The 12,901-nt window shown below is 33.6% G+C and carries 8 protein-coding genes; 3 read left to right on the plus strand and 5 right to left on the minus strand.

Annotated features, from left to right (window positions below; genetic code table 11):
* Positions 1–104: 104 nt before the first annotated feature.
* The gene (locus I5M07_RS01175) at positions 105–1,592 is read left to right on the plus strand and encodes an aminotransferase class V-fold PLP-dependent enzyme (RefSeq protein ID WP_200104361.1); all 1,488 of its coding nucleotides are present in this window, start codon (positions 105–107) and stop codon (positions 1,590–1,592) included.
* Here I5M07_RS01175 and I5M07_RS01180 read toward each other — a convergent pair.
* The 5 genes from I5M07_RS01180 to I5M07_RS01200 form a co-directional block, all read right to left on the minus strand.
* A complete protein-coding gene (locus tag I5M07_RS01180) occupies positions 1,585–3,327 on the minus strand; it encodes an APC family permease (RefSeq protein ID WP_200104362.1) in 1,743 nt (580 codons plus the stop codon). The two genes, I5M07_RS01175 and I5M07_RS01180, sit on opposite strands and share 8 nt — an antisense overlap.
* 192 nt (positions 3,328–3,519) lie before the next feature.
* Positions 3,520–3,996, minus strand: a complete 477-nt coding sequence (locus I5M07_RS01185; protein ID WP_200104363.1) for a nuclear transport factor 2 family protein — start codon at positions 3,994–3,996, stop codon at positions 3,520–3,522.
* Between the two features lie 18 nt (positions 3,997–4,014).
* A complete protein-coding gene (locus I5M07_RS01190) occupies positions 4,015–4,539 on the minus strand; it encodes a hypothetical protein (protein ID WP_200104364.1) in 525 nt (174 codons plus the stop codon).
* A gap of 86 nt (positions 4,540–4,625) precedes the next feature.
* Positions 4,626–5,996, minus strand: coding sequence for a 30S ribosomal protein S6--L-glutamate ligase (rimK, locus tag I5M07_RS01195; protein WP_200104365.1), 1,371 nt, complete (start codon positions 5,994–5,996; stop codon positions 4,626–4,628).
* Between the two features lie 140 nt (positions 5,997–6,136).
* Positions 6,137–8,683, minus strand: coding sequence for an ATP-dependent Clp protease ATP-binding subunit (locus I5M07_RS01200; RefSeq protein ID WP_200104366.1), 2,547 nt, complete (start codon positions 8,681–8,683; stop codon positions 6,137–6,139).
* 257 nt (positions 8,684–8,940) lie between these two features.
* On the opposite strand from I5M07_RS01200, the gene gyrA reads away from it, so the two are divergent.
* Complete coding sequence (gyrA, locus tag I5M07_RS01205) at positions 8,941–11,499, plus strand: DNA gyrase subunit A (protein WP_200104367.1); 2,559 nt, start codon at positions 8,941–8,943, stop codon at positions 11,497–11,499.
* 35 nt (positions 11,500–11,534) lie between these two features.
* Positions 11,535–12,812 (plus strand): tetratricopeptide repeat protein, encoded by a 1,278-nt coding sequence (locus tag I5M07_RS01210; RefSeq protein WP_200104368.1) that lies wholly within the window; start codon positions 11,535–11,537, stop codon positions 12,810–12,812.
* The last annotated feature ends 89 nt before the right edge of the window (positions 12,813–12,901 follow it).

Raw genomic sequence — 12,901 nt, forward strand, 5'->3', positions numbered from 1 at the left:
TAATATTGGTTTAAAAATAAGTTTATAGCTGAATATTTTATAATATTGATTAGAATTGATACTTTTGTCAAACGCTATTCAATTTATAAATTCCAAAAACTAAAATGGCCTCAGAAAACTATTTTCAACAATTTCGAAATAATATTATAGGGATTGATCAAGAATTTGAATCTCCTTACGGAAATAAAAAAATAATTTACACCGATTGGACTGCTAGTGGGAGACTTTACCGTCCCATTGAAGAAAAATTGGTTAATAAATTCGGCCCTTTTGTAGCCAATACCCATACCGAAACAACTGTTTCTGGAACTGCAATGACAAAAGCATACCATCATGCGAGAGCTATTATTAAAAAACATGTCAATGCAAGTAAAGATGATGTTTTAATTAATGATGGAACTGGAATGACCGGTGTTATCAATAAATTTCAACGAATATTAGGTTTAAAAGTTCCTGAAAATTTAAAAAAACATACGCAAGTACCCGACGAAATGAAACCAGTTGTGTTTATTTCTCATATGGAACACCATTCAAATCAGACTTCTTGGTTGGAAACCATTGCTGATGTTGAAATTATCCCAAGTTGTGAACAAGGATTATTCAGTTTAAAAAATTTAGAAGTTTTATTGGAAAAACATAAGGATAGAACGCTAAAAATAGCTTCTATCACAGCTTGTTCAAACGTTACAGGCTTGCGTACACCTTATCATGAAGTGGCTAAATTGATGCACCAACACCATGGTATTTGTTTGGTTGATTTTGCTTGTTCGGCTCCTTATGTTTCCATTGACATGCATCCAACTGACTCAGAAGCGTATTTGGATGCCATCTTTTTTTCTCCTCATAAATTTTTGGGTGGGCCAGGAACTTCGGGTGTGCTTATTTTTAATAAAAAATTATATAAAAATATGATTCCAGATTGTCCTGGAGGCGGTACCGTAAGCTGGACAAACCCTTGGGGCGAGCATAAATACATCGAAAATATTGAAGAGCGTGAAGATGGTGGAACTCCTGGATTTTTACAAGTGATTAAAACAGCTTTAGCCATTGAATTGAAAGAAGAAATGGGTGTTGAAAATATTTTGAAAAGGGAACATCAAATTGTTGATTTTGTTTTTGAAGAATTAAAAGCTATCGATAATATTAAAATTTTGGCTGGTCAACACCAAGAACGCTTGGGTGTAATATCATTTTTTATAGATGATTTGCATTTTAATTTAGGGGTTAAAATTTTAAATGATCGTTTTGGAATTCAAACTAGAGGAGGCTGTAGTTGTGCCGGAACTTATGGGCATTTTTTACTGCATGTTGATCAAGAAACGTCAACTAAATTGGTGAACGAAATTACCATTGGAGATTTAATTAAAAAACCAGGTTGGATTCGAATGTCTATACATCCAACGACAACCGATGAAGAAATTGCATTTGTTTGCGAAAGCATAAAAGAATTAGCAGCTAACCATCAAGAATGGTCAAAAGATTATATTTATAATAAAGAAACCAATGAATTTATTCACACAAATGCATGTTCATTTGAAGATGAATTAGTAAATAGTTGGTTTGCAACTTCTTTTCAGCTTCAACTTACATAATCAAACGTACACCACCTAATTCGGAAACACGGAAAGAGAAACGATCTCCCGGAGAACCAATAAACATAAAGTTTTTCGGGATATTCCATTTTTCGGATAATTGATCAATTATTTCGGGTCCAAATTCGCCTTTTAATTCAATAAACTCAATATCTATTTCGGGATAAGCACGATCTAATACTTTCAAATCATTAATTAATAAGGTATTAGAAATTCCGTCCGAATTAATGTTTACCACTTTTAATTTTTTAGTTGTTTCATTATCTTGAACATACTGCATAACTTTGTTTAGTACAGCTATATCATCTCCTTTTGTAAAAAAAACAAATTCTTGTGAATTGATTTTTACATGGAGTTTCGATAAATAACGATTGCTCAAAACAACCATGCGACGTAAAGGCGTGTAAAAATATTCTAAACCATCAATTAACAATTGAATAATAAAAGTGCGATTTAGCATGATGGATATAAAAATAAGAGCTGGAATTAAGTATTTTATAAAAGTGTAAAAAGACTCAATGTTGAGTTCCATATTTCCAATAAAGGCCGCTACTATAAAACCAATGGCAATTACTACTACTATACCTCTTGCTTTTTCGGGTCTTGGTAATTTTTTTCGTTTGAATTTCAATAAAAGATTTCCTAATCCAAATAAAGCCATTACAGCTAAAAACGAAAATGTATAAACTCCAGCTAGCGATTCTAAATGTCCGCTTGTAGCAAATAAAACCGATAAACAAAGAATTAAAAAGCTAATAATAATGCGGTAATTAGAACCTCTTTTGTTTTGTTTTAAAAAGTAGTTAGGCAAAATTCGGTCTAATGTCATTCGGTTTAAAAGCCCTGATACACCCACAAATGAGGTTAAAACAGCTCCGCATAAAACCAAAACAGCATCAATAGATATTAAGCTTGATAGCCAACTTCCTCCCGTTGTATGTCCTAAATATGCTAATAAGGATTCTTTGTGTTCTCCAACTTCGGCAAGTGGAATAATTGCAATTAATAACAATGCAATTACTGGATTAAAAAAACTTACTATTGCCCACATGTTGCGCAAAGTTTTTGGAAAAACACCTTGTTCTTGTTCTTCGACAAAATTGGCAGAACTTTCAAAACCTGAAATTCCTAACATAGCAGCCGAAAAACCTAAAAATAGTGCCGTTGTAATGTTTCCAACTCCAATAGGCAAATGCCAGTTTATTGTAAAAGTGTCTAGTCCATTATTTAAAATATACCAAAGCGAGGTTACAACCAATAACGACAAAGAAGCCAAATGGATAATAAAAATAATTACGGCTACAATTGCCGACTCGCCGATTCCTAATATGGCTAAACCTGTAAATATGGAAAGTACCACAATGGTTGCAATCGTTACATTTAAACCTTCAAAAATACCGTGTAAATAATGCATGCCCTCTGAGGCCGAAATAACTGCTGTAGCCATGTAAGATAAAACAGTTAAAGTGGCAGCAAGCGAAGCTAATCTTTTTGTAGAAGTATTTAAAAGTACATTGTAAGCGCCTCCATTTAAAGGAATTGCACCTACAACTTCTCCATAAATTTTTCGAAACATAAACAAAACAATTGCTACAACCCCTAGTGAAATCCATGCATATTGCCCTGCGTATAAAATTGTTAAAGCGGAAACGTATAAACAAGAAGAGCTAATATCATTTCCTGAAATGGCGGTAGATTGAAGCTCATTTAATTTTTTATGTATTGTTTTTTTCATTAGGAAAAGAGGTAAGTATTTTCGAAGTTCGTTTTTATAAAATTTTTTAAAGAAATATATTTTCTTGACTTAAAACTCTTATAAAATTAGCTTTAATTATTGGCTTTAACAAAAAATTAAATTAAAGTTTTTACTATTGAATAATTCAAATGATTTACAACCTCAAAATCGTGGAATAGAAGCGAAGGAGTGCTAAAGCGATTTTGTCAATTTATATTTTGATAATGAAACTAAAGCGGTTTGATTTATCTTTTTTTGAAAGAAACCTGTCCACCCAAATAGATAACCTTTACTTCCGAAGGCTTGAATAGACCATTTCCAAACATCAAATGAATCGGTATGTTTGATGATTAAGCTATCTTGGAAAATAAATTCGGCCGAAACATGATTTTTTATTGTTTTTTTAGAAGGGCCAAAAGGATAACTAGCCGACCATTTTGCTGTGCCAGAGAATTCATCTGCTTGGATAGCATTATAATCAATTTTTAAATTTCCATTAGCTTTTGAAAGCAACATTTCCCACATCAATATCACATCATTTCCTTCTAACATGCCAAAAATCGGATCACGAAACTGAATTTTCGGATGATAACAACTTTGCATTTTGGAAACATCGCTATTTGCGAAAGCAGTATAAAATTCCTGAATGGTTTTTTCGTTTTGATTCATTAAAAAAAGTACTAAAACTTATAACAAACGTATAGCTGTTGCAGTTTCAAAAATACTGCTTTCAGTATTATATTGGGTTTTAAAATAATCTTTTTGGTTTATTGCTGTAAAATTGCCGGTTTGATTACCAAAGACTTCACTTTTGCCTGAAATACTAAATCGAATGTCTTGTATGTTAACTTTTTTTAGTCGTTCCATTTCTGAAATAGTGAAGTTATAATAGGAAATAGTTTCACCATCAAGGTACTGATTTTCATTTTTATCGGTACACACAATAAAACTAACATCTTTTAAATCAACATAAATATTTCCAGTTATCCGGTTATTTTCATTATTTGTTGGAATAGCAATTTTTAAAATACCGCCAGTTTTAGTTGTGGTTATTTGAACTTTTAAAAATCCACTTGCAGCATAATTATTACATATAAATTGCCACGTTGGGGTAGCCTTGTAAATGTTATTTTTGAACTGAATTTGTTCTTGACAATATGAAGTTGAATAAATAAAAAGCGATAAAAGGAATGTAAAAAACGAATGTTTCATTAAGATATAGTTACGATTTGAAATTACTTTTAAAAGTAATAAAGCCAGTCTAATTTTTAGATGGATCTGGCTTTATTAACATTTAATTATAGTAACTTAAAATTTTTCTCAATGGCTTTTATCATTTCGCTAGCAACATCTTTATTAGTGGCACCTTCAATTCCTTCAAGGCCTGGAGATGAATTTACTTCGAGTAATAAAGGGCCTTTAGAAGAGCGAATGATATCAACTCCAGCCACTTTTAAATCCATTGCTTTGGCGGCTTTGATGGCAATTTTCTTTTCCTCTGGAGTTACTTTTATTATAGAAGCAGTTCCGCCTAAATGAATATTTGCCCTAAATTCACCTGGTAGCGCTTCTCGCTGAATAGCAGCAACTACTTTTCCGTCAATTACAAAACAACGAATGTCTTTTCCGTTAGCTTCTTTAATGAATTCTTGAACCAAAATATTAGCGTTCAGGCTTTTAAAGGCATTTATAACACTTTCTGCAGCTTTTTTAGTTTCTGCTAAAACGACGCCTTTTCCTTGAGTCCCCTCTAATAGTTTGACGATAAGAGGTGATCCACCGACCATTTTAATTAAATCATCGGTATCAAGTGGTGAATTGGCAAATCCGGTAGTGGGAATTCCAACACCGTGATTTAATAACAATTGTAACGAATACAATTTATCGCGTGATTGTGTAATTGCCGATGCCGAATTCAAGCAAAAAACTTTTAAAGCTTCAAATTGCCTTGTTAAAGCACAGCCATAAAAGGTCATACTTGGCCGAATACGTGGAATTATAGCATCGAACTGATTTAAAATAATACCGCCTCTGTAATGAATTTCGGGTGTTTTAGCATCTAGTTTAATATAACATTCCTTAATATTTAAAAAATGCATTTCATGTCCACGCATTTCACCAGCTTCCATGATGCGTTTGTTGCTGTAAAGCTCGGGATTGCTGGCTAATAAACCAATTCGTAAACCAGAACTTGCTTTTTCTGAGTTTTTATATAATTCGTTTAATTTTTCAGAGGTTGGTTGACCAAGTAAATACTTTTGTTCTGGATCGACCAAAATACGTCCGCTCATGGCTTCACGCCCCAAAAGCATTCGAAATCCCATAGAATCTCTATTGGTGAGTGTGACTTCAATTGGCCATTTAGAATCACCTATTTCTAACATTGTCTGAATAACATAGCGTTGTTCACGATAACCGCTGGAACTTTTTACTACACGTTTATCAACCAAAGGCGCCTCACAATGTATTACAGTTTTAATGTTATTTTGAATAGGATTGATATCAAATTTTACCCAATTAGTGTCATTTTTTATGAAGGGTGCGATATTAATAGCATGCAAAGCAGATGTTTTAGCACCTGAATCTACTCTAGCTTTGATGGTTGGAATTCCTAAGTCAGGAAAAGAGCACCATTCTTCGCTACCAACAATGACTTTATTTTGAAGCATAAGCGGTATTTTATTTTAAAAAAAATGAATCAAATGTAAGTATTACCTTTTGCTAAATTACTGTTTTTTGGTTAAGAAAAACCCCGTTATGTTATAAAAACGTAACGGGGTTTAAGTTATTGTTATAAATAAGTTGCTATTTATTGATTAGAAGGCTCTTCGGCTTTATGAACTTCTACGGTTAACTCTTGAGTTGTTTCGTTTAAATCGATTATGATTTCATCACCTGTTCCTATTTTAGAAGTGATGATTTCTTCTGCAAGAATGTCTTCAACATATTTTTGGATGGCTCTTTTTAAAGGTCGAGCCCCAAACTGCTTGTCAAAACCTTTCTCAGCAATAAATGCTTTTGCGCTATCGGTTAAACTCAATTTATAGCCTAATTCAGCAATTCGAGAGTATAATTTTTTCAATTCAATTTCTATAATTAAATCGATGTCTTTTTTCTCTAAACTGTTAAATACGATTACATCATCAATTCGGTTTAAGAATTCTGGTGCAAATGTTTTTTTCAAGGCATTTTCGATAATGCTTTTAGAGTGTTCTTCTGCTTGAGCTACTTTTGCAGCTGTTCCAAACCCAACACCTTGTCCAAAATCCTTTAATTGTCTGGCTCCTACATTAGAAGTCATGATGATAATGGTGTTTTTAAAATCAATTTTTCTACCTAAGCTATCGGTCAAATAACCGTCATCCAAAACTTGTAACATCATGTTGAAAACATCAGGATGTGCTTTTTCAATTTCGTCTAAAAGAACCACGCTATATGGTTTTCTGCGTACTTTTTCGGTTAATTGTCCACCTTCTTCGTAGCCAACATATCCCGGAGGCGCACCGACTAATCTCGAAATAGCAAATTTTTCCATGTATTCGCTCATGTCAATGCGTACTAAAGCATCTTCCGAATCAAAAAGCTCTTTTGCAATTACTTTTGCTAATTGGGTTTTACCAACACCAGTTTGACCTAAGAAAATAAACGAACCAATTGGCTTGTTTGGATCTTTAAGACCAGCTCGATTTCGTTGAATCGAACGGGCAATTTTAAGAACTGCTTCATTTTGGCCAATTACTTTATCTTGAATTAATTCGGGTAATTTAGCTAATTTGTTACTTTCAGTTTGCGCAATTCGGTTTACAGGAATTCCTGTCATCATCGAAACTACATCAGCTACATTATCTTCGGTTACTGTAATTCGGTTGTTTTTAGAATCTTCTTCCCATTGTTCTTGAGCAAGAGCTAAGTCTTTTTCGATGCGTTTTTCATCATCTCTTAGTTTAGCGGCCTCTTCGTATTTCTGTTTTTTAACTACTACGTTTTTAAGTTCGCGAACATCTTCTAATTGTCGTTCTAAATCTAAAATTTGTTTCGGAACATCAATATTGGTAATATGTACACGAGAACCCGCTTCATCTAAAGCATCGATGGCTTTGTCTGGTAAAAATCGCTCCGACATGTATCGGTTGGTTAATTTAACACAAGCTTCGATAGCTTCGGGTGTAAAAGTCACATTATGGTGATCTTCGTATTTTTCTTTAATATTATTTAAAATAGCGATGGTTTCTTCTACAGTAGTTGGTTCTACAATTACTTTTTGGAAACGTCTTTCTAAGGCTCCATCTTTTTCGATGTATTGTCGGTATTCATCTAAAGTGGTTGCTCCAATACATTGAATTTCTCCTCTCGATAAAGCTGGTTTGAACATGTTTGAAGCGTCTAAAGAACCCGTTGCGCCACCTGCACCAACAATGGTATGAATTTCATCAATGAATAAAATTATATCATCGTTTTTTTCTAACTCATTCATCACCGCTTTCATGCGTTCTTCAAATTGTCCACGGTATTTTGTACCCGCAACTAAGCTTGCCAAATCAAGAGTTACTACACGTTTGTGAAAGAGGATTCTGGAAACCTTTTTCTGCACGATGCGTAAAGCTAAACCTTCTGCAATTGCCGATTTACCAACTCCGGGTTCTCCAATAAGCAAAGGATTGTTCTTTTTTCTTCGGCTTAAAATTTGCGAAACGCGTTCAATTTCTTTCTCACGACCTACTACAGGATCGAGTTTACCTTCTTCCGCCATTTCTGTTAAATCTCTCCCAAAATTATCCAAAACAGGCGTTTTAGATTTTTTGTTTGACTTATTGGCTGGATTATTAAAATTCCCTTCTTTTAGACTGTCATCTTGTCCTGAATCTTCATTGTAAGATTCGTTTCTTGGGAAATTATCTAAAAATTCTTCTTCGTTTGGAATCATATTTACATATTGTTCTTTAGCCGTATCATAATCTATTTTTAGTTTATGAAGCAACTTGGTTGTAGGATCATTTTCGTTTCTTAAAATACACAATAACAAATGCGCTGTGCTGATAGAAGAACTCTGGAAAACTTTAGCTTCTAAAAAAGTGGTTTTCAAAGCCCTTTCGGCTTGGCGTGTTAAGTGTAAGTTTTTCTTTTCGACGTTTGGTTCCGCATTAGCGTTGGCAGGACTTAATATTTCTACTTTTCTGCGCAGGTGTTCCAAATCTACAGAAAGATTGTTCAGGATACGAATAGCTTTTCCGTTCCCATCTCTTAAAATACCAAGCATCAAATGTTCGGTACCTATAAAGTCGTGACCCAAACGTAAAGCTTCTTCTTTACTGTATGTGATTACGTCTTTTACTCTTGGTGAAAAATTGTCGTCCATAATATATTGTTGGTATTGTAAATTTAATGAATTACAGTTTGAAAAACAAAAATCGTACCTCTTAACAACTATTGTCAGCTAATTGACGAAAAAAAAGGCAAAAACTATGCTAAAACGCCTTTATTTTATTAACTAAAAGTTAAAGAAAAGTTGTTAATAAATTGCAGAAATAACTGCTGTAAAATAGATGCAAAAATTTTAAAAAGCCGTATATTGGCACGTTTTGAAACTAAAATAATTATTTAATATAACAACTTATGTCTGAAGGAGAAAAGTTAATTCCTATTAACATAGAGGATGAAATGAAATCAGCTTACATTGATTATTCAATGTCGGTTATTGTATCAAGAGCACTTCCTGATGTTAGAGATGGCTTAAAACCAGTACACCGTAGAGTATTATACGGAATGTACGATTTAGGAGTTTTTTCAAATAAAGCCCATAAAAAATCCGCTAGAATTGTTGGAGAAGTTTTAGGTAAGTATCACCCACATGGCGATACTTCTGTTTATGATGCTATGGTTCGTATGGCGCAAGAATGGAGTATGCGTTATTTATTAGTCGATGGGCAGGGTAACTTTGGTTCTGTCGATGGTGATAGCCCAGCAGCAATGCGTTATACAGAGGCCAGAATGCATAAAATTTCGGAAGAAATTATGGCCGATATCGAAAAAGAAACAGTTGATTTTCAATTGAATTTTGACGATACTATTTACGAGCCAAAAGTAATGCCAACTCGTATTCCTACTTTATTGGTAAATGGAGCAACAGGAATTGCAGTAGGTATGGCAACCAATATGCCTCCTCATAATCTTACCGAAGTAATCAACGGAACATTAGCTTATTTAGATAACAACGATATCGAAGTTGATGAATTAATGAGCCATATTAAAGCACCCGATTTTCCAACTGGTGGTGTAATTTATGGTTATGATGGTGTTCGCGAAGCTTTTAAAACAGGAAGAGGTCGTATCGTAATGCGTGCCAAAGTAAATTTTGAAGAAGTTGACGGAAGAGAATGCATCATTGCAACCGAAATACCTTATCAAGTTAACAAAGCAGACATGATTAAGCGTACTGCTGATTTGGTTAACGAGAAAAAAATAGAAGGAATTGCTAATATTCGTGACGAATCGGATCGTAACGGAATGCGTATCGTTTATATTTTAAAACGCGATGCAACTCCAAATGTGGTTTTAAACACACTTTATAAATTTACACAATTACAATCTTCTTTTAGTGTAAATAATATTGCTTTAGTAAAAGGTCGTCCGCAAATGTTGAATCTAAAAGATATGATTCATTATTTTGTAGAACACCGCCACGATGTAGTGGTTCGTAGAACACAATTTGAATTACGAAAAGCAGAAGAAAGAGCGCATATTTTAGAAGGTTTAATAATTGCATCGGATAATATTGATGAAGTAATTGCTATCATTCGAGGTTCTAAAAATACCGAAGAAGCTCGTGAAAAATTAATTGAGCGTTTCCAATTAAGTGATATTCAAGCTCGTGCTATTGTAGAAATGCGTTTGCGTCAATTAACAGGTCTTGAGCAAGACAAGTTAAGAGCGGAATACGAAGAACTGATGAAATTAATTGAGCATTTGAAAGCTTTATTAGCAAATGTTGATTTAAGAACAGATTTGATTAAAGAAGAATTAACCGAAATTCGAGATAAATACGGAGATGAAAGACGTTCTACTATTGAATATGCTGGTGGCGATGTGAGTATTGAGGATTTAATTGCCGATGAAAATGTGGTGATTACTATTTCACATGCAGGTTACATCAAACGTACCAATTTAACAGAATACAAAACACAAAACAGAGGAGGAGTAGGACAAAAGAGTGCAGGAACACGTGATCAAGATTTCTTAGAGCACATGTTCGTAGCTACCAATCACCAATACATGATGTTCTTTACACAAAAAGGAAAATGTTATTGGATGCGCGTTTACGAAATTCCAGAAGGAAGCAAAACAGCAAAAGGTCGCGCTATTCAAAACCTTATCAACATTGAAAGTGATGATAAAGTGAAGGCTGTAATTTGTACAAAAGATTTAAAAGACCAAGAGTATATCAATACCCATAATTTAATTATGGTGACTAAAAAAGGTCAGGTTAAGAAAACTTCTTTAGAACAATATTCACGTCCAAGGGTTAATGGAGTTGCAGCCATTACCATCAAAGAAGATGATGAATTGTTAGAAGCTAAATTAACTAATGGAGAAAGTCAAATTTTAGTAGCTGTTAAATCGGGTAAATTGGTTCGTTTTGAAGAAAGTAAAACACGTCCGATGGGTAGAACTGCCTCTGGAGTTCGTGGAATTACGCTGCAAGATGACCAAGACGAAGTTATCGGAATGGTTTCGGTAAATAAAGAAGATATTAACGATACTCAAATTTTAGTAGTTACCGAAAACGGATACGGAAAACGTACCAAATTGGTAGACGATGATGGAGAAGAGGTTTACCGAATTACCAATAGAGGTGGTAAAGGTGTGAAAACATTAAATATTACCGAGAAAACGGGAGCTCTTATCTCTATTAGTGCGGTTACCGATGCTGATGATTTGATGATTATCAATAAATCTGGATTAACAATTCGTTTGGCTGTTTCGGATTTACGTGTAATGGGGCGTGCAACTCAAGGTGTTCGTTTGATTAATATTAAAGGAACCGATTCTATTGCTGCTGTTGCCAAAGTAATGAAAGATGACGAAGAAGAAGTAGTAGAAGATAGTGATGAAAATGCAACTTCAAATGAAGAAACCGCTACCGAAGAAGATTCTGAACCAACTTCTGAAGAATAAAACTGTAAATAAAAATTAAATATAAATTGAATATTATGAAAAATAAATTTGCAATAGTTGCAGCTGCATTTATCATTTCAGCAAGTGGATTTGCGCAAAAGGATGAAATTAAAAGTGCAGAAAAATCATTAAAAGGTGGTGATGCGCAAGGAGCAATTACCGTTTTAAATGGAGTTGAAGGTTCAATCTCGAGTGCTAAAGATACGGAGCAAGCCCAGTTTTATTTCTTAAAAGGAAACGCTTACTTGGATCTTGCAAACAAAAAAGGAGCAGAAGAAGGCAAAAATCTTTCGTTAGCTGCAGAATCATATAACAAATTATTAGAAGTTGAAAAAGCTTCTGGTAAAATGAAATATTCTACACAAGCTGCTGCTTCTATTACAGAAATAAAAGGAAAATTGATTAACAGTGCTATTGCTGATACAGAAGCAAAACGAAACAAAGAAGGTGCTAAAAAATTATATGATGCCTATTTATTGGATAAAAAAGATACCATCAATTTGTATTATGCTGCTTCTACTAACGTAAACGCTGGTGAGTATGATACTGCCTTATCAATGTATGAGGAGTTGAAAAAAATTAATTATTCAGGAAAAGGAACCTCTTATTTAGCAGTAAATAAAGCAAATGGTCAAGAAGATGCATTTTCTACAGCAAGCCAACGTGATATGGCCGTGAAATTAGGTACGCACGAAAAACCAACTGTTGAAAAAATTCCATCTAAAAGAGGCGAAATTTATAAAAACATCGCACTTATTTTAATTCAGAAAAAAGATATTGAGAGAGCTAAAAAAGAAATCTCAGATGCAAGAAAAGCAAACCCTGATGATGCAACCTTAATTTTAACTGAAGCTAATTTGTATCTCGAAACAAAAGATTATGATACCTACCAGAAATTGGTTGAAGAGGCTTTGCAAAAAGACCCGAACAATGTTGATATGGTCTTTAATTTAGGTGTAATTAGTTACAATGCGAAAAAATTTGATGATGCTGAAAAATATTATAAAAAAGCCATCGAAATTGATCCGAATTATGCTAATGCATATGTGAATTTAGCTGCATTAAAACTAGATGCTGAAAAGCCAATCATTGATGAAATGAATAAGTTAGGAACTTCATCTAAAGATATGGCACGTTATGATGTGTTGAAAAAACAAAGAGAAGACATATTTAGAAGTACCATCCCTTATCTTAAAAAAGCAGTAGAATTGGATCCTAAAAATGAAGGAGCTTCTAGCACTTTATTAAGTGTTTACAGAGCTTTAGAAATGACTCCAGAATACAAAGCGCTTAAAGCACAATTAGGAAAATAATTTCTTGAAATTTAAATAATTAAAAGGTTTGGCTATTAGTTTAGTCAAACCTTTTTTTATTTTATAAAGTTAATTCAGTCCTAAAATAG

The organism is Flavobacterium agrisoli, from assembly GCF_016522065.1.
Taxonomy (GTDB): Bacteria; Bacteroidota; Bacteroidia; order Flavobacteriales; family Flavobacteriaceae; genus Flavobacterium; species Flavobacterium agrisoli.

Excerpts from the sequence above, each read along its gene's own strand:
- I5M07_RS01210 (WP_200104368.1), top strand. The coding sequence starts at position 11,535 with ATGAAAAATAAATTTGCAATAGTTGCAGCTGCATTTATCATTTCAGCA.
- I5M07_RS01180 (WP_200104362.1), bottom strand. The coding sequence starts at position 3,327 with ATGAAAAAAACAATACATAAAAAATTAAATGAGCTTCAATCTACCGCC.
- I5M07_RS01200 (WP_200104366.1), bottom strand. The coding sequence starts at position 8,683 with ATGGACGACAATTTTTCACCAAGAGTAAAAGACGTAATCACATACAGT.
- gyrA (WP_200104367.1), top strand. The coding sequence starts at position 8,941 with ATGTCTGAAGGAGAAAAGTTAATTCCTATTAACATAGAGGATGAAATG.
- I5M07_RS01175 (WP_200104361.1), top strand. The coding sequence starts at position 105 with ATGGCCTCAGAAAACTATTTTCAACAATTTCGAAATAATATTATAGGG.
- I5M07_RS01190 (WP_200104364.1), bottom strand. The coding sequence starts at position 4,539 with ATGAAACATTCGTTTTTTACATTCCTTTTATCGCTTTTTATTTATTCA.
- I5M07_RS01185 (WP_200104363.1), bottom strand. The coding sequence starts at position 3,996 with ATGAATCAAAACGAAAAAACCATTCAGGAATTTTATACTGCTTTCGCA.
- rimK (WP_200104365.1), bottom strand. The coding sequence starts at position 5,996 with ATGCTTCAAAATAAAGTCATTGTTGGTAGCGAAGAATGGTGCTCTTTT.